This window comes from Mesonia oceanica (genome assembly GCF_902499555.1).
Taxonomy (GTDB): Bacteria; Bacteroidota; Bacteroidia; order Flavobacteriales; family Flavobacteriaceae; genus Mesonia; species Mesonia oceanica.
This window is the reverse complement of the sequence record NZ_CABVMM010000015.1, coordinates 75279-93403: the sequence shown is the minus strand read 5'-3', so window position 1 is coordinate 93403 and position 18125 is coordinate 75279. Positions and strand designations below refer to the sequence as shown.

The following is an 18125-nucleotide window of genomic DNA, read 5'->3' as shown; positions in this document are numbered from 1 at the left end:
ATGGAAGAAATTAAACTATTTTGTCCGGCTACCATTGCAAATGTTTCCTGTGGTTTCGATGTATTGGGACTTTGCCTAGAACAACCCGGCGATGAGATGATTATTCGAAAATCGTCTTCTCCCGGCATTCAAATTACTAAAATTGTAGGTCAGGATTTACCTCTTGAAAATCAAAAAAATGTAGCTGGAGTTGCAGGTTTAGCTTTGCTGAATGAATTAAAAGAACTCCATGCCGGTTTTGAAATTGAAATCTACAAAAACATCAAACCCGGTAGTGGAATTGGAAGTAGTGCAGCTAGTGCCGCCGGAGCTGTTTTTGGTATTAATCAATTACTCGGTCAACCTTTTTCAGCAAAAGAACTTATTCTCTTCGCAATGCAAGGTGAATTTTTAGCTAGTGGTGCATTGCATGCCGATAATGTGGCTCCTGCCCTTTTGGGCGGTTTTACGCTGGTAAGAAGTTATAATCCTCTTGATGTGATTAGGCTTCCGGTTCCGGCAGAACTGATGGCCACTGTAATTCATCCGCAGTTAGAAGTAAAAACTGCTGATGCCCGTTCGGTTTTAAAACATTCGGTTTCCTTAAAAAATGCGATTACACAATGGGGAAATTTAGGCGGTTTAATTAGTGCTTTATACACCAACGATTACGATTTACTATCCCGGTGTTTACATGATGAGATTATAGAACCATTACGCAGCGTACTCATCCCTGGTTTTGATGAAGTAAAAGCAACAGCCTTGGCTCACGGAGCTTTGGGGAGTGGAATTTCCGGTTCAGGTCCATCCATTTTCGCTTTAAGCAAATCCAAATCAACCGCAAAAGAAATCGCTTCTGCTATGGCAGATGTTTATCGTAAATTTGAGGTAGATTATGATGTTCACGTTTCAAAAATAAATTGTGAAGGCATTAAAGTACTATAGTTGTCAACTAAAAAATGTCACGCTGAACCTGCAAGTACAGCAGACAGGCTCGTTTTTTAATAGTGCATCTTGAGAATGATATTCCAGACCAAGTTCGGAATGACGTAACAGCACTAGTACTTAAGTCCTAAATCTAAAAATTAAACAAAATGAATTATTTCAGTTTAAACCATAAAGCTCCAATTGTAAATTTTGAGCAAGCTACCGTCCAAGGAATTGCTCCTGACAAAGGTTTATATTTTCCGGAAAGTCTAATTCCACTCGATAAATTAATGCTTGAAACCATAGAGTTTATGAGCAACGAACAAATTGCTTATGAAGTAATCCGGCAGTTTGTAAACGAATCTATTCCGAAGAAAGAATTACGAAAAATTGTAGAAGAAACGTTGAGGTTTGATTTTCCATTGGTAAAACTCGATGAACGAACTTATTCCTTAGAACTTTTTCACGGCCCCACCATGGCTTTTAAAGATGTTGGTGCTCGTTTTATGGCTCGTTGTTTAGGTTATTTCAACAGAAATAAAAAAAATCAGAAAATCAGGGTTTTGGTAGCCACTTCCGGTGATACCGGAGGTGCAGTAGCTAATGGTTTTTTAGGCGTTGAAGGTGTAGAAGTTATCATTTTATACCCAAGTGGAAAAGTTTCTGATATTCAAGAAAAACAACTGACTACTTTAGGTCAAAACATTACCGCTCTAGAAGTTGACGGAACTTTTGACGATTGCCAAGCCATGGTAAAAAAAGCCTTTTTAGATGAAGAATTAAAAGAACTCCATTTAACATCGGCCAACTCTATAAATGTGGCGCGTTGGTTACCACAAATGTTCTATTATTTTTTTGCATACAAACAACTAAAACCTCTCAATAAAAAATTGGTTTTCTCTGTTCCCAGTGGAAATTTCGGAAATATTTGCGCCGGTATATTAGCCAAAAGTTTAGGTTTACCCATAGAGTTTTTTGTTGCCGCCACCAATGTGAACGATACCGTTCCGCAGTTTTTACAAACAGGCACTTACGAAGCCAAAGCTTCAACCGCTACTATTTCGAATGCGATGGATGTAGGGAATCCCAGCAACTTTATAAGGATTCAGCAATTATTCAATAACGATATTAAAGCTTTAAAAGAATATTTTGCTTCCTTTAGTTTTACCGACGAGGAAACCAAAAAAGCAATGAAAGAAATCTACAGCAATTGCGATTACATTGCCGATCCACACGGCGCTGTGGGATATTTAGGTTGGCAAAAAGTAAAGGATGAATTTCCCGATAGTGTAGGTGTTTTTTTAGAAACGGCTCACCCCGTAAAGTTTTTAGATATCGTTGAAAAAACACTTCCCGTAAAAATTGATATTCCAGAACAAATCAAAGAAGTAATCGATAAAGAAAAGAAAAGTTTTGGTATTAAAAATTATGAGGAACTAAAGAGATTTCTCAAAAAATAAAAGACAATAAAACTTGATATCAATGATAGCATTTAAAAATTCTCAAAAATATTAGTGTTTATGCAATATTATTTTAAAACTTCTTATCGCTACTCTTTATTTTTTGATAATTTTGCCAAAAATTATAAAACGCGGTCATGAAGAATACGCAACTTACACATATACACGAAGAACTTGGTGCTAAAATGGTTCCGTTTGCGGGCTATAATATGCCGGTTTCTTACGAAGGAGTAACTATTGAACACGAAACCGTACGTGAAAAACTAGGGGTTTTTGATGTTTCACATATGGGAGAATTTTTAGTTTCCGGACCGGAAGCTTTAGCGCTCATACAGAAAATTTCTTCTAACGATGCTTCCAAATTAGTAGATGGAAAAGCACAATATACTTGCATGCCAAATGCAGATGGAGGAATTGTAGATGATTTAATTATCTACCGAATGAACGAAGAAAAGTATTTATTGGTCGTCAATGCATCCAACATCGATAAAGACTGGAACTGGATTTATCAACACAACACGATGAATGCCGATTTAAAAGATGTATCTGACGATTATTCTTTATTGGCCATTCAAGGTCCCAAAGCTGTGGAAGCCATGCAAGCTTTAACCGATATCAACTTAGCCGAAATTAAATTTTACAATTTTAAAATTGGTGATTTTGCCGGTGCAGAGCATACTATTATTTCAGCTACCGGTTATACTGGAAGTGGTGGATTTGAGATTTATGTGAAAAATGAATTTGCTGAACAGGTATGGAAAAAAGTATTGGAAGCCGGAGCAGATTTTGGTATAAAACCCATTGGACTTGCTGCTCGTGATACGCTTCGTTTAGAAATGGGATTCTGCCTTTACGGAAATGATATTGATGATACCACCTCTCCTATTGAAGCAGGATTGGGTTGGATTACCAAATTCACCAAGGATTTTATCAATTCTGAAAATCTTAAAAAAGAAAAAGAAGAAGGACCAAAACGCAAATTGGTTGGTTTTGAATTGACCGAGCGAGGTATTCCTAGAAAAGATTACGTGATTGCCGATGCTGAAGGTAAAGAAATTGGTGTAGTTACTTCAGGTACACAATCGCCTTCTACAGGCAAAGCGATTGGAATGGGTTATGTAAAAACTGAATTTAGTAAACCTGAAACAGAAATTTTTATTCAAATCAGAAAAAAATCGATTCCTGCACGCGTAGTTAAACCACCTTTTTACAAGAAAGGATAATTCATTCAAAATAAATTTTAACTAGTGTTGAAGACATTTTCAATTGTTTTTGGCACTAGTTTTTCTTTTTTTACCGTTTATACAACAAATCTCAAGTTTATCAAAAATTCGAAGAAAATATTAATCCTAGGCGGAAGTGGCTTTCTGGGCAATTCACTTTACAAAGAGCTCCTGCCCTATTTTAATGTACATGCCACCTACCGCACCGGTAATAATTTTTACGATAGAAATAAAAAATTCCATCAGTGGGATTCTGAAACAGAGTCTTTGGAAATTTTATTGAAAAGCTTAAAGCCCGATTTAATTATTTCTGCGATGCGTGGAGAATTTGAAGCTCAAATTTATGCTCATTTTGAAGCCATCAATTACATTCTCTCACACGATAGTAAACTTATATTTCTTTCTTCTGCCAATGTTTTTGATGCGTTTACCAATTACCCTTCTTACGAATACGACAAAACATTATCGTTAAGCGTGTACGGGAAATTTAAAATAAAAATTGAAAATGCACTTTTACGTTTACCCAACGAAAAATACGTGATTGCGCGATTACCGATGGTTTATGGAGCGAAATCTCCCCGAGTGGAAGAATTAAAAATACTACACGATTTAAATGAAGCTATAGAGGTTTTCCCTAATGTAGTTACTAATGCTACTAGTATTGCTAAATTTACACAGCAAATGCACTACATTATTAACCGGGAATTAGAAGGGGTTTTCCATTTGGGCAGTACAGATTTAGTACATCATAGTGATCTAATTGATGATATTTGCAAAGAACTTCAACTTGAAAATCCTTTATTTAAAAGTGTTTATGACTCTAATGAAGATCGGTTTTTAGCTTTACTCCCAAAAGATAATTTACTACCGAAAAACCTTCAATTGACCATTCAAGATGTGGTAAAAGATTCGTTAATTAGTTGATGTTAAGCTTGTACTAAATTTAGTCTCTTGAGAAAAATTAATACTTAATTTTTATAACTTCAGCAAAAAACAATAGTTATGGAAAAATTGAGCGATACCGAAATCAACAAAAAACTGGAGAAACTGGAAGGTTGGGAATTCCACGAAAATTCCATTCAGACTAAATTTGAATTTGAAGATTTTAAAGAAACATTCAGCATTATGACGCGAATTGCTTTTGAAGCTGAAGCACAACAACATCACCCAGAATGGACGAATGTTTACAACACTTTAAGTATTACACTATCTACCCACGATGCCGGTGGAGTTACCGAAAAAGATTTTAAAATGGCTAAAACCATTGAAGACTTAATTCAAATTCAATAAAGTAATATTTGCATTTATTCCCAAAAGTTAGTTATTTGGCTAAATGCTAAAAAATATTCTTTTCTTTTTCTTCGTTTTTGTCTTTAGCTTTTCAAATTATGGACAAAAAAATGAAGCATTTTGTAAGGAAATGGAAGCGCTTTCTCTACTTGTAGATGAACTTCATTACCAAGCAAAACCTATTGATGACAGCTTATCTACAGCAGTTTTTCATCTTTTTTTAGAAAACTTAGATGAAAATAAACGCCTGTTCAATCAAGAACAAGTCAATAAATTTAAAGAACAAGATTACCTCCAACTAGATGATTACTTAAAAGCAAATGATTGTTCTTTTTTAAATAAATATGTAGTTGAGCTGGAAAAAAGTATAGCTCATGCTCAAAAATCATTAGAAGCTCTAAGAACAGTACCATTAGACTTTAGCGGAAATTTAAAGCTTTCTTTTTCACCAAAAGAGAAACATCACTACTCTAAAAATAAAGATTCACAAACTACTTATTGGAAAAAGAAGATTAGCTATGAGCTTATTGCTAACTTAACAGAAGAAGATAGTTTATTGACTCAAGTAGAAAAGACTTTAAAGGAAGAAGGGCAAGAATTAAAAAATAAACTCATAGACCAACAGCTATGCTTGCTTAGTGAGACCACTAATCAGTTTGGAGGGATTCAAAAATTTGTTGAAAAACAGTTTTTAAATGCTTTTGCAAATTACCAAGATCCGCATACCACTTATTTAGACAGAAGTGATAAAGTAAGTTTTGAAACCTATATTTCCAGTAACCAAGCTACGTTTGGCATTTACACCACCAAAAATAAGGAGGGAGAAATAGAAATAGCGCAAATTGTGCCGGGAAGTTCGGCTTTTAAAAATAGTGAGTTGGAAGAAGGAGATATCCTTAAAAATCTACTTAGCCAAAATGACGAACTGCTGGTTTCTTGCGTCTCTAATCAAGAGGTGATTAACTTTATGAACAATGAAAATCACCACCAAACCACTTTTAAAGTTAAAAAGAAAAACGGGCCCATTAAAACCGTAAAACTTACTAAAACAGTTATAAAGGTTGAAGAAAATTCAACTCGGGCCTATACTTTAAATAATGAAAATAAACGTATAGGTTATTTAAAAATTCCTAGTTTTTATACCGATTTAGAATCTCCAAATGGTTTAGGAGTGGCCAATGATGTTGCCAAGGAAATTTTTAAACTTCAGCAAGAAAATATTGACGGCCTCATTTTAGATTTAAGAAATAATGGTGGCGGATCGATGAAAGAAGCAATTACACTTTCGGGAATGTTTATTGATAAAGGACCTATCTCAATTGTAAAAACCCATAAAGGTCGTGTTTCTACCCTTCGTGATCCTTATCGCGGAAAAGTTTTGGACAAACCTATTCTTATTTTGGTCAACCAATTTAGTGCTTCGGCTTCAGAGCTTTTTGCTGGTGCTATGCAAGATTATCATCGTGCAATTGTAGTAGGTTCTCCTACTTTTGGAAAATCTACCGTGCAAAGTATTTTTCCTTTAGATGAAAACGAAAAATTAGGCTTTAGTAAAATTACCATTCAGAAATTCTATGGAATTAATGGGACCACACATCAATTTAAAGGTATTCAACCAGACATTATTTTACCTAGTATTTATGATGATATAGAAAGAGGAGAGCGCTTTCTGCCCTATGCCTTAAATAGCGATTCTGTAGAGGTTACACTACAACCTTTAAAACTGAAGAAAATTAATACTTCCCCATTAAAAGAAAAGAGTGCAAATAGAATCAACTCCAACCAAACTTTTGATAAAGTTAAAAAGTTAAATGGAAAATTTAAGTCGGAATACTTAACTAAAGAAACCGAATACGCTTTAACGGTAGAAAATATTTATAAAGATGTGGAAGCTTTTCAACACCTGCTGAATGAGTTTTCTGAAGTAAAAACAGAAAAACCTGATTTTTCTGTAGAAAATACCTCTTCCACTAAAAACATATTAATTTTCAATAAAGACGATAAAGAATTAAACGAAAAAATAGTTCAATCTATCGCCGAAGATATTTACATAGAAGAAGCTTTTTTGATTATAACCGATTTATTAAATAACTAAACAAATGAAACAACTTTTTACACTCGCCTTAGTTCTAGCTTTACCTTTTTTCAGCTTTAAAGCTAACTCACAAACATTTGATCAACCTGTAGAGTATTTAGATTTTATTAGTGGAGAATACCAGGAATTAACGAAACAAATGTGGAAATATACCAAAGCCATTGCTCACGGAAAAAGTGATCGTAACATAGAACGAAGACGTGAAAAATTGGTGGAAATGATGGAAGAATCGATTGAGAAAATCAAAAAAGCCGATAGCTATAATGAAGAAAATGATTTTAAGGAGAAAATCATCAATAACCTACAAGTGAACAAAAGCCTCATGAATAATGAGTATGATAAAGTTGTAGATATGAAAGCAGTAGCACAACAATCTTATGACAAAATGGAGGCTTATATGTTAGCACAGGAAATGGCTGACCAGAAAATGGAAGAAACGCAAAAAGATTATGAGAAGTATTTTAACCAATATGCTGAAAAATATGACATTACGATCAACGAACAAGAATCCGATTTAGGTAAAAAAATGCGTATCTCGGGGGAAGTATTTAGTCATTATAACGATACTTATCTTATTTTCTTTAAATCCAATATGAACGAGTCTTATTTGATGGAAGCTTTAGCGACTGGAGATGTGAGCGCTATTCAGCAATCGGCTAATGCTTTAAAATCATCCGCAGAAGAAGGTTTAGCCCAATTAGACACACTTACCGCTTATAAAAATGACCGTGCACTAATTAATTCAACTAAAAAAGCGTTGGAATTTTATTTGGAAGAAGTAACTAAACACGTCCCTACCTTAACTAATTTCTTAATTGTAAATGAAGATTTTGAAACCATCAAAAAGAATTTAGATAATACGCCAAAGAAAAAGCGCACCAAAGAAATGGTAGATGCCTACAACAACAAGGTAAAGGAGATGAATAAAGGCGTGAATGAGTATAACAACACCAATAATTTGTTAAACCAAAAAAGACAAAAATACATTACGCAGATTAACCAAACTACCGACCAATATTTGGATAAACATATCCCTAACGATTAAGGTCTTTTTTTGTAAATTCGCAATTATTTTAAAATTTTAAGATGGGAAGAGCTTTTGAATTCCGCAAAGCGCGAAAAATGAAAAGGTGGGCAGCTATGTCTAAAGCCTTTACAAGAATAGGAAAAGATATTGTAATGGCCGTTAAAGAAGGCGGTCCCGATCCTGATGCTAATGCACGTTTAAGAGCAGTTATACAGAATGCTAAGTCTGTAAACATGCCTAAAGATAATATTGAACGTGCGATAAAAAGAGCTAGTGATAAAAACCAAGGGGATTATAAAGAAGTACTTTTTGAAGGTTACGCTCCTCATGGAATTGCTATTTTGGTAGAAACCGCTACCGATAACAATACTAGAACCGTGGCCAACATTAGATCTTATTTCAATAAATGCAATGGTAACTTAGGAACTTCCGGTTCGGTAGAATTCATGTTTGATCATACTTGTAATTTCAGGATCAATGCAGAAGGAATCGATCCTGAAGAATTAGAACTTGAATTTATCGATTTTGGTGCCGAAGAAGTTTTTGAAGATGAAGATGGTATTCATATTTATGCTCCTTTTGAAAGTTTTGGAGCTATACAAAAAGAACTGGAAGACAGAAATATAGAAATACTTTCTTCCGGATTTGATAGAATCCCTACTACTACCAAAAAACTCGATGAAGAGCAAAAGGAAGATGTGGAAAAACTAATTGAAAAGATTGAAGAAGACGACGATGTTCAAAATGTTTTTCACACCATGGAAGAAGAATAAAATTAAATATCTATTATAATAAAAAAAAGAGCGTTTTTCAACGCTCTTTTTGTTTTTAAAGCTTCATTCTATTTTAATTTTTCAGCAATTTTTAAGGTTCTTTTTACCTGTGCTGCAATAGCTTGCTTTTGTTTTCCTCCTAAGTCGCTTCCTCCAACCATACTAAAACCATAAGGGTTTCCTCCGGTTTCAAAAATCACAGGATCAGAATATCCTGGAGCAGCAACAATAGCTCCCCAATGCATCATTGTTTTATATAAAGAAAGTAATGTTCCTTCCTGTCCGCCGTGCGGATTGGCAGCACTCGTCATACCGCTTACTACTTTATTCACTAATTTTCCATTCTGCCAAAGTCCTCCGGTAGAATCGATTAAACTTTTAAACTGTGAAGGGGAATCTCCATAACGGGTCGGGAAACTAAAAATAATAGCATCTGCCCAATCTAAATCATCAACACTTGCAGTTTCTATTTCCTTGGTTTTATGGTAATGTTCTAACCAATCTTCGTTTTGTTTTATTACTTCTTCAGGTACAGTCTCCTCTACCCTTCTAAAGCGTATGTTTTCTAAGCCTAAATCTTTAGCGGCTGTTTCTGCTTCTTTAGCTAGTTGATAATTTGTTCCTGTTGCGCTATAATAAATAATAGCTAGTTTTAAATCTTCCATGAAATTTTTTTATGATGAATATACTTCAATTCTATCTCTAAAAGCAGAAACAAATTTTAAAGTTTTTATAATTTATTGTTATAGACTTCAAGATCTATTTAAGATAATAAAATATTAATCGAGTTATTAGGTAGAATATCGAAAAAAAAACACCGCCAGAAAACTTATAATTAAATTTCCGCTTATTTTAAAAACATAATGTATTTAGCAAGTAATGAAACTATATTTTAGAAAGCTATTAGAAGATAGAATTAGGTATTTACAAAATGAAATTTACCGTAATAATCATCTTCTTACTATGAAACTTCCCACTGAAGATAGGCAGGTTTTAAAAGAAACTCTGTTTAAGTACGAAGAAGAACTAGGAAAGGCTAAACAAATCTATTTTCAATTAGATGAAATAGAAATTTATGCAGATCAAGTTTCTATTTAAAGTAAAATTATCTGTTGTATGGCTACAAATATTTTAAAAATAGGCAGTCATAGACATTTCCCTTCTTCAGTGAATATATCATTATAACTCTCCTCTAGTTTTTAATTATTCTGATCTATACAAATGCAGCAACAGAATCCTTCAATGTAAAAATAATAGCGTTTTTAGGATTCAATTTAGGAGAGTAAAAAATGTAGAATACTTTCTATATAGATTAACTACAATTTTTGGCCAACCACAACTATTAGGATTGATAAACATTTAGGCTTAATCCTACAAAAGTCTATAAATTTTAAGGCTCCAAAAAACAAAAGCTCGATTTCTGTACAGAAATCGAGCTTTGCTCTAAGCGGGAGAAAGAGGGATTTTGTTCCAACATCCCCCCTTACGGCATTTTGCAAATGCCTAAGTCTTTAAAAAAGAAAAACCGCTCAAGTAAACTTGGCGGTTTTTGTATTTCAAGCCTTGCGCTTGATTGCGGAGAAAGAGGGATTCGAACCCCCGGAGGTGTGACCCTCGCCGGTTTTCAAGACCGGTGCATTCGACCACTCTGCCATTTCTCCTTGAGTGTCTCATCAGGTATTTCCTGAATGCGGATGCAAATATAACAGCTTTTTTCAATTCTCAAAAACAAACATGCAGTATTTTTTAGCTTTTTTATGACAAGTGATTTCTGCTTTTTTTGATATATTGGCAACCAAACGATTAAGTCCACAATAATGATAAAAAAAATTTTATTCCTTTCGGCTTTAACCCTAGCCTTTTCATGTAAAACACCTAAAAAGTCTATTAAAGAAGTAAATCCGGAGAAATATGCCAATACCATAACGGCATCTGAATTAAAAGACCACCTTTATACCTTTGCTTCAGATGAATTTCAAGGTAGAGATACCGGAAAACCCGGACAGAAAAAAGCGGCAAACTATTTAAAAGACGAATATCAAAAAATGAAGATTGCTTCACCCTTAGGAGGAGATGATTATTTTCAAGATATTCCTTCCAGTTTTTTTAACAACAAATACAACGACTCTGAAAATGTAGTCGCTTACATAGAAGGAAGTGAATTTCCTGATCAGATTGTGGTAATTTCGGCCCATTACGACCACGTAGGGATGGATGCTGAAGGTAATATTTACAATGGAGCCGATGATGATGGCTCAGGTACTGTTTCAATATTAGAAATTGCCGAAGCTTTTAAAGATGCAGTTAAAGATGGTTACCGCCCTAGACGTTCTATTTTGTTCCTGCACGTTACCGGTGAGGAAAAAGGATTGTTAGGTTCTGATTATTATACCAAAAACCCTATTTTTCCCTTAGAAAATACGGTTACCGATCTTAATACAGATATGATTGGACGTATTGACCCTGTGCACAAAGACAACCCCAATTATATTTATTTGATAGGAAGTGATAAGTTGAGTACAGATTTACACGAACTATCAGAAGAAATAAACAACAAATACACCCAGTTCGATTTAGATTATACCTACAACGAAGATAACGACCCCAACCGTTTTTATTACCGAAGTGACCACTATAACTTTGCAAAACACAATATCCCGGTAATTTTCTACTTTAATGGAACACACGAAGACTACCACCAACCTACGGATACGCCTGATAAAATTGAATATGATTTAATGGCACGCCGGGCAAAACTTATTTTTTATACCGCTTGGGAGGTTGCCAATCGCGACGAACGTCTAGTAGTAGATAAAACTGAATAGCTTAGGTATTTATTAAGTATTATTTTATAAAAACAGCGGTTTATTATATTTTGAATTCGCTAAATATTCAATCATTACTTGAATTACAAAAGCCTTTACATTTCTGTAAAGGCTTTTGTATTGTAGTCAACACTAAAACAAAAACCATCAACCAATTAATAAGAAAAGTAAAAAAAATTTTCATTATCAAATAAACTTGCCTTATCCCCTATTCCTCTGTACGGATATAATTATTCGAATACTTACTCCTATTTTCATTTACTCAGGTAGAAGATTATCCTTAAAGGTTTTATAAATTTTTCTTATTTCGAATTTATTTTAGACAAAAACCCTATTTTTGTCTAAAATTAAACAAAACAATACTTTTTGTCGAATGAAAGAAGCCTTAGTCAAGCAACACATCATACAGTCTTCTACAGCTGCTTTTAAAGAATTGGGCTTTGAAAAAGTGACGATGGATGATATCGCAAAAGCAGCCAATAAAGGACGAAGTACGCTCTACTACTACTTTAAAAACAAGTATGAGGTTTTTGAACACGTGGCCGAGTTAGAATACCTTTCGATTATTGAACCGGCTAAGACGGCCATCCAAGCCTCGCAAAGCCTGGAAGAAAACTTAAAGCTTTACAATGAGTTTAAACTGAAAAGTCTCATCAGTAAAACCACAGCATACACCTTTCTGCTGGAAGACATTCGCCAGAACATCAACCTCGCCTATTATATATTCAGGAAGTTAAGACATATAGAAACCGCTATTTTCGAAAATATGCTGAACTGGGCACTGGACAAAAAGGAAATCACAGCGATCAGTCCCGAAGAAACTCAATTTTTAGCTATGACTATGGTAACTGCCTTAAGCAGTTTAGAAAAAGAAATGCTCCTTTATGGCACCATCGAAAATATGCCCGTTCGGCTCCAATGGCTTATAAGCGTTCTTATAAAAGGTTTAAAAAATTAATCTACAATCATCCTTAAAACTAAAATCAATATGCGCCAGTTTTATCCCCTTCTTTTGATGTGCTTCGCAATGCTAACGCTTCAAAGTTGTAAAAACGAAGACAAAACCCGGGAAATCCCCCCAATTGCGGTAAAAACCTTAACCCTGGGCAGCCCTGATTCAAATAATACCACTTCTTATGCAGCCACCGGTAGGATTGAGGCCGATAAAAGTGTGCGGCTCAGCTTTCAGGTAGGCGGAGTTATTGAACAATTTCCGGTGAATATGGGGGATTTTGTACAACAAGGAAGTCTTATCGCCCGAATAGATGCGACAGCCTATCAAAAACAGTATGAAGCCCGAAAGGCACAGGCAGATTTGGCTAAAGATACTTACAACCGCATCGAGGACGTGTATAATAAAGGAAGTATTGCTGAAGTCAAAATGGTAGAAGCCCGCTCCAATTACAAACAGGCAGAAGCCGCCGCACAAGCCAGCTATCAAAACGTGAAATTTAGCCGTATTACCGCACCCTTTACGGGTTATGTGGGGCAGAAAATGATGGAAACCGGAGATTTGGCCTCACCGGGGCATCCTATCGTAGAATTTTTTGATATCGATAAGCTTAAAGCCATCATCCCCATTTCAGATGATCAGGTAAACCAGTATCAAATAGGAGATACAGCCCTTGTAAAAATAGAGGTCTTAGATACCGAGTACACAGGTGAAATCACCGAAATAGCCATACAGTCTGACTACAACACGCCAAGCTATACGGCAAAAATCACCATTACCAATGCCGATAAGAAAATCAAGCCCGGTATGGCCTGTACGGTAATGCTTCCTGAACCTGAACATGCTTCAGAAGCAACTTCTTCCCGCTTCATCATACCGGTAGAAACCGTATCGGTAACCGATGACAATAAGCATTTTGTGTATGTGGTCAATAGCCAAAACAAAGCAGAACGCCGCCTTGTAAAAACCGGAAGCTTATACAACAACGGCATCGGTATCACTGCAGGTTTACAGCAGGGCGATAAGCTTATTATTTCGGGTTATCATAAGCTCACTGAAGGTACTCCGGTGCGCATTTCAAACAAACACTAAGTCCCTATTTTATGAAAAAACAAGGTTCTATGATAGAATGGGCCATGAAAAACAAAGCCTTTCCGCTGGCATTGGCTTTTGTATTTGTGTTGATTGGCTTGTTAGGGCTTTTCAATATGCCCCGTAACGAATTTCCTGAGTTTACCATTAGACAAGGATTGGTCATTGGGTATTATCCCGGTGCAAATTCACAGGAAGTGGAAGAGCAACTTACCGCTAAAGTTGAAAAATTCTTGTTCAGCTACAATGAAGTGGACAAAGAAAAGACGTATTCCTACTCGCGCGATGGGGAAATGTATATTTATATAGAGGTCGCCAACCGTGTGGGCAGCAATGAAACCCAACAATTTTGGAACAAGCTTAAAAACGACCTGCTGATCTTTCAGCAGCGTAGTGTTCCTCCCGGCGTTAAGGGGATTATAGTGAATAGTGATTTTGGAAGTACGGCCGCGATGATCCTCGCTGTAGAGTCTAAAACCAGACCATATAAAGACCTGCAAAAACACGTAGAAGAAATCGAAGATCAACTGCGCCAGGTTAAAGGGATGGCAAAGATTAGCCACTCTGGGGGACTTACCGAGCAAATTGCGGTTTATGTAGACCAAAACAAATTGGCACAATACGGTATTAGTCCGGCAACTTTAATGCAAAGCCTGCAAACGCAAGGTACCATACGGCCAAACGGAACTTTAGAATCCCCTACTTTTGACCGCCCTATAAATATGGATGTGTTCCTTAAAAATGTTACCGATATAGCCAATCACATTGTAAAGACCGAACGGGATGGTAGTGTGATCCGCATCAAAGACATCGCTCGGGTAAAAAGGGAATACGACGATCCGGACTCTTTTATTACAGCTAATGGAACCAAAGCGATGATCATTACGCTTGAGATGGCTTCCGGCAACAATATTGTACAATTTGGAGACCGAATAAATGATCAACTCGATGCGTTTAAAACCCAACTTCCGCAGGATATTCAAATCACAAAAATCGCGAATCAACCCGAGGTGGTACAACACTCCATAAGCCATTTCCTTGAAGAATTTGGCTTTGCCTTAATGGGTGTGATTATTGTAACGCTCCTGCTACTGCCCTTTCGCGTAGCTTCGGTTGCCGCAGCCACCATTCCCATCACCATACTTGCTACTCTTGCCTTGATGTATATGTTGGGGATGGAGCTTAATACTGTGACCTTAGCGGCCCTGATTATCGTACTGGGTATTGTGGTAGACGACCCCATTGTGGTGATAGACAACCACGTGGAGAAACTGGATGAAGGCCAGTCGGTATGGGAGGCGGCTTTCAACAGTGCCAAAGAACTTTTTCCATCGGTATTTACGGCCACTTTGGCCATATCGGCCACCTTCCTGCCTTTGGTATTTTTTATGTCGGGAACCGCCAAAGACTTTTTAAGCACGTTTCCCTACACCATAATGCTGGCATTATTTCTTTCGCTTACCATTTCTGTACTCTTAGTGCCTTTCTTCAATACCCTATTTATAAAAAGAGGATTGCATCACAACCAAAAGGAAGAAGAAAAGAAGCAAAAAAAATCGATGTTAGAAAGGTTACAGCTCTTTTTTGACAAAAGTGTAGAAAGCGCCATGAAGCACTATAAAATGACTGTATTAGTTGGCCTACTATCTATAGTTGTGGGTATCGTTCTCTTCTCAAAGCTGTCGCAAGAATTGTTTCCGGTAATTGAACGCAATCAGTTTGCGATTGAAGTTTACCTGTCTAAAAACAGCAGTCTTGCAGAAACCGAAAAAGTGGTAAAAGAATTTGAGAAGGTTTTAGCCAAAGACGATCGTATTGAAAACTACACCAGTTTTATAGGCACAAGTTCGCCGCGGTTCCATGTGGTATATGCGCCTAATCTGCCGGCTAAGAACTATGCGCAAATTTTGGTGACCACTACTTCAGACGATGCAACGGAAGAAGTGTTGATCGAATATGATAAAAAATATTCAGAACTATTCACCAATGCCTATTTACGGATGAAACAACTCAATCTGATCGCCAAACCGGCACAGATAGAAGTGCGCCTTTTTGGTGATGATATCGACACCTTAAAAAACTACGGAAATCAAATCATTGACCTGTCACGGGAAACACCCCAGACCATTTGGTCCAGAACCAATTATGGCGAAATGCAGCACACCGTTGCTATTGATGTTAATGAAGAAGAAGCTTCTCGTATAGGACTCACCCGTGAAGCCATTGCCAATACCATAGCTATGAATATGGAAGGCTTGAATGCCACACAGGTTTGGGACGGCGATTATGCGATTAACGTGAAAATTAAGGCTGAAGATCATAAAGATCAATCTGTTTCCAGCCTTAGGGAATTATCGATTATATCACCTGCAACCGGTAAAGTGGTACCGCTACGTCAAGTAGCCGAAGTAACCCCAAGTTGGGAACAGGAACAAATTGTAAGGCGTAACGGAATGCGCTGCTTAACGGTACGTGTAGATATTGAAAAAGGTGCCGTAGCCAATGAAGTATTGGGTAAGCTTCGTCCTAAAATCGAAGCACTTAACCTACCCGATAGCATTACAGTAGGCTATGGAGGAGAATATGAAATGAGCGAGGAAAACCTGGTTCCTATGGGGATTTCCCTATCCATAAGCGTCCTTATCATTTTCTTGATCCTGCTGTGGCATTTTAGGGAATTCAAACAGGCCGTATTGAGTTTTATAACGATGCCCCTCAGCATATTTGGCGCAGCTTTAGGATTGATCTTGATGCAGTATCCTTTTGGATTTACTTCCTTCTTAGGGCTGTTGGCCTTGTGTGGTATCGTGGTACGAAACGGTATTATTTTAATCGATTTTGCCAATGAACTGCGCATCCATCACGGGCATTCGGTATACGAAGCTGCGGCACACGCTGCCAAACGGAGAATGCGTCCTATTTTCCTTACCTCTTCTGCTGCTGCCGTTGGGGTTACCCCTATGATCATCAGCAGGTCCACGTTATGGGGACCCTTAGGTACGGTTATCGCCTTTGGTTTAATGCTGTCTATGGTACTCACCCTATTTGTTTTACCGGTACTCTACTGGTTGTTCTTTAGGAACGAGGAAACGGAACAAGAAGAAACACAACACACTAATGCAAACGCCTAAAACGAGTATGAAAAAGATGCAAATACCTAAGCGCATACCCCTTGTAATCTGGTGTATGCTGAGTTTTTTGTCCTGCGGAAACTTACTTGCACAGCAAAAACTGAATTTAGAAGAAGTTAAGCAAGCCGCATTGTCCTACAGCAAGGCTATCAAAAACGGAAAAATAAGAATAGAACAAGCGGAAGCAGCCAAACGCGAAGCTCTTGCTAATTATTTCCCTCAGATTAGCGCCACGGGAATTGGCGTTTACGGGTTTAAGGAATTTATACCGCCTATACCTCAACTGTTACCCAATGGCATTGATAATTTTTATCAGGCCGGTGCCATGGCGACAGAAGCGATTTATGCCGGCGGAAAAGTTAGAAATGCCAATAATTTAGCACGCCTTCTGGCTGAAACCCGAAGCATTCAGGCTGAGCAGGCTGTAGATTCGGTTGTATTGAATACAGCGCAAAAGTACTGGCAACTGGTTCAGGTGCAAGAGCAACTCAAATCTATTCAGGCCAGTAAGATTTATCTGGATGAATTATTAAAACAACAACAAGACCTCTTATCTGCCGGACTTATCGCTAAAAATCAATTGCTACGTGTACGAACCAATCGCAGCCGTGTACTTTTACAACAAAGCAAACTGGGCAATATGCGTAAACTGGCATTGCTAGACCTGGGCTTGTATGTGGGTAAAGTCTACGATACAACCACCGTCGTCACCGATACCTTACAGCGGGTCAACCCACCTCAGCTTACGTACGCCAGACCTGATCTCGATTTGCAGGACAACGCAAATTACAGGCTGCTTGAAAAATCGATTACCGCATCCCAATTGCAGTCTGAACTTACCAAAGCCGACTTGCTCCCTCAGGTTTCAGTGGGGGTTAATGCGGGTTATTTTGGGTCGTTTAACAATGCTTTTGACAGTCAATTTATGCCGATTGCTTTTGGGATGGTGAGCATCCCCATATCCGATTGGTGGGGTGCCGGTCGCCAAAAAGTAAAGCAAAAAGCGCTGGAAGAAAAAATTGTTCAAAATAATTTTGAAGATCGCAAAAACCAACTTACTATAGGGATCATGAAATCCTGGTACGACCTGATGGATGCTTATAAGCAGATTACCTATGCGAAAGATAATAGGAACTATGCCAATGAGAACCTAAAGGTACAACGGGATAATTACAACAGCGGACTTAACAATCTTTCTGATCTCTTAGATGCCCAACAACAAAAAGAAGCTGCTGAGGCTGAATACGCCAATGCGTATGCCAATTACAGAATAGCAGAATCGAAGTATCTGTTCATAACCGATAATTTATAATACGAATACAAAGGTGGAGTACTAAATTGCACCACGTTA

Annotated in this window: 15 protein-coding genes and 1 tRNA gene; 14 read left to right on the top strand and 2 right to left on the bottom strand. The window is 37.1% G+C overall.

Translation table 11 applies throughout. The features are described from left to right. The 8 genes from FVB9532_RS16975 to FVB9532_RS16940 all read left to right on the top strand — a co-directional run bounded on the left by FVB9532_RS16975 (position 1) and on the right by FVB9532_RS16940 (position 8774). Positions 1-924: a homoserine kinase gene (locus tag FVB9532_RS16975; RefSeq protein WP_150546378.1), complete on the top strand. Its 924-nt coding sequence runs from the start codon at positions 1-3 to the stop codon at positions 922-924. Positions 925-1073: 149 nt separating this feature from the next. Then, positions 1074-2366, top strand: coding sequence for a threonine synthase (gene thrC / locus FVB9532_RS16970; RefSeq protein ID WP_150546377.1), 1293 nt, complete (start codon positions 1074-1076; stop codon positions 2364-2366). Between the two features lie 137 nt (positions 2367-2503). Next, the gene (gene gcvT / locus FVB9532_RS16965; RefSeq protein WP_150546376.1) at positions 2504-3589 is read left to right on the top strand and encodes a glycine cleavage system aminomethyltransferase GcvT; all 1086 of its coding nucleotides are present in this window, start codon (positions 2504-2506) and stop codon (positions 3587-3589) included. A gap of 99 nt (positions 3590-3688) precedes the next feature. Then, positions 3689-4513, top strand: a complete 825-nt coding sequence (locus tag FVB9532_RS16960) for a sugar nucleotide-binding protein (RefSeq protein WP_150546399.1) — start codon at positions 3689-3691, stop codon at positions 4511-4513. 78 nt (positions 4514-4591) lie between these two features. Then, positions 4592-4879, top strand: coding sequence for a 4a-hydroxytetrahydrobiopterin dehydratase (locus tag FVB9532_RS16955; protein ID WP_150546375.1), 288 nt, complete (start codon positions 4592-4594; stop codon positions 4877-4879). 43 nt (positions 4880-4922) lie between these two features. Continuing rightward, a complete protein-coding gene (locus tag FVB9532_RS16950; RefSeq protein ID WP_150546374.1) occupies positions 4923-6974 on the top strand; it encodes a carboxy terminal-processing peptidase in 2052 nt (683 codons plus the stop codon). A 4-nt stretch (positions 6975-6978) separates the two neighbouring features. Further along, on the top strand, positions 6979-8019 hold the full coding sequence (locus tag FVB9532_RS16945) for an LIC11966 family surface protein (RefSeq protein WP_150546373.1): 1041 nt from the start codon (positions 6979-6981) through the stop codon (positions 8017-8019). 41 nt (positions 8020-8060) lie between these two features. Next, entirely contained in the window at positions 8061-8774 is a 714-nt protein-coding gene (locus tag FVB9532_RS16940) for a YebC/PmpR family DNA-binding transcriptional regulator (RefSeq protein WP_150546372.1), read from the top strand. Positions 8775-8842: 68 nt separating this feature from the next. Here the strand turns inward: FVB9532_RS16940 and wrbA are convergent, their stop codons facing one another. Next, positions 8843-9439, bottom strand: coding sequence for an NAD(P)H:quinone oxidoreductase type IV (gene wrbA, locus FVB9532_RS16935; RefSeq protein WP_150546371.1), 597 nt, complete (start codon positions 9437-9439; stop codon positions 8843-8845). Positions 9440-9737: 298 nt separating this feature from the next. Between wrbA and FVB9532_RS19945 the strand changes: the two genes are divergently transcribed. After that, a complete protein-coding gene (locus FVB9532_RS19945; protein ID WP_262714412.1) occupies positions 9738-9872 on the top strand; it encodes a hypothetical protein in 135 nt (44 codons plus the stop codon). Positions 9873-10350: 478 nt separating this feature from the next. On the opposite strand, the gene FVB9532_RS16930 is transcribed toward FVB9532_RS19945, so the two are convergent. Next, positions 10351-10435: transfer RNA gene (locus tag FVB9532_RS16930), tRNA-Ser, on the bottom strand. Positions 10436-10591: 156 nt separating this feature from the next. Between FVB9532_RS16930 and FVB9532_RS16925 the strand changes: the two genes are divergently transcribed. From FVB9532_RS16925 to FVB9532_RS16905, 5 genes are all read left to right on the top strand, one after another. Continuing rightward, positions 10592-11599 (top strand): M28 family metallopeptidase, encoded by a 1008-nt coding sequence (locus tag FVB9532_RS16925; RefSeq protein ID WP_150546370.1) that lies wholly within the window; start codon positions 10592-10594, stop codon positions 11597-11599. 337 nt (positions 11600-11936) lie between these two features. After that, the gene (locus FVB9532_RS16920; RefSeq protein ID WP_228482381.1) at positions 11937-12557 is read left to right on the top strand and encodes a TetR/AcrR family transcriptional regulator; all 621 of its coding nucleotides are present in this window, start codon (positions 11937-11939) and stop codon (positions 12555-12557) included. Positions 12558-12587: 30 nt separating this feature from the next. Beyond that, entirely contained in the window at positions 12588-13643 is a 1056-nt protein-coding gene (locus FVB9532_RS16915) for an efflux RND transporter periplasmic adaptor subunit (protein ID WP_150546369.1), read from the top strand. Between the two features lie 11 nt (positions 13644-13654). Beyond that, positions 13655-16774, top strand: a complete 3120-nt coding sequence (locus tag FVB9532_RS16910; RefSeq protein WP_150546368.1) for an efflux RND transporter permease subunit — start codon at positions 13655-13657, stop codon at positions 16772-16774. A gap of 55 nt (positions 16775-16829) precedes the next feature. Then, positions 16830-18086, top strand: coding sequence for a TolC family protein (locus FVB9532_RS16905; RefSeq protein WP_150546367.1), 1257 nt, complete (start codon positions 16830-16832; stop codon positions 18084-18086). Positions 18087-18125 lie beyond the last annotated feature (39 nt).

Coding starts and splice junctions, on each gene's coding strand:
- FVB9532_RS16975 (WP_150546378.1), top strand. CDS start 1: ATGGAAGAAATTAAACTATTTTGTCCGGCTACCATTGCAAATGTTTCC.
- thrC (WP_150546377.1), top strand. CDS start 1,074: ATGAATTATTTCAGTTTAAACCATAAAGCTCCAATTGTAAATTTTGAG.
- gcvT (WP_150546376.1), top strand. CDS start 2,504: ATGAAGAATACGCAACTTACACATATACACGAAGAACTTGGTGCTAAA.
- FVB9532_RS16955 (WP_150546375.1), top strand. CDS start 4,592: ATGGAAAAATTGAGCGATACCGAAATCAACAAAAAACTGGAGAAACTG.
- FVB9532_RS16950 (WP_150546374.1), top strand. CDS start 4,923: ATGCTAAAAAATATTCTTTTCTTTTTCTTCGTTTTTGTCTTTAGCTTT.
- FVB9532_RS16945 (WP_150546373.1), top strand. CDS start 6,979: ATGAAACAACTTTTTACACTCGCCTTAGTTCTAGCTTTACCTTTTTTC.
- FVB9532_RS16940 (WP_150546372.1), top strand. CDS start 8,061: ATGGGAAGAGCTTTTGAATTCCGCAAAGCGCGAAAAATGAAAAGGTGG.
- wrbA (WP_150546371.1), bottom strand. CDS start 9,439: ATGGAAGATTTAAAACTAGCTATTATTTATTATAGCGCAACAGGAACA.
- FVB9532_RS19945 (WP_262714412.1), top strand. CDS start 9,738: ATGAAACTTCCCACTGAAGATAGGCAGGTTTTAAAAGAAACTCTGTTT.
- FVB9532_RS16925 (WP_150546370.1), top strand. CDS start 10,592: ATGATAAAAAAAATTTTATTCCTTTCGGCTTTAACCCTAGCCTTTTCA.
- FVB9532_RS16915 (WP_150546369.1), top strand. CDS start 12,588: ATGCGCCAGTTTTATCCCCTTCTTTTGATGTGCTTCGCAATGCTAACG.
- FVB9532_RS16910 (WP_150546368.1), top strand. CDS start 13,655: ATGAAAAAACAAGGTTCTATGATAGAATGGGCCATGAAAAACAAAGCC.
- FVB9532_RS16905 (WP_150546367.1), top strand. CDS start 16,830: ATGCTGAGTTTTTTGTCCTGCGGAAACTTACTTGCACAGCAAAAACTG.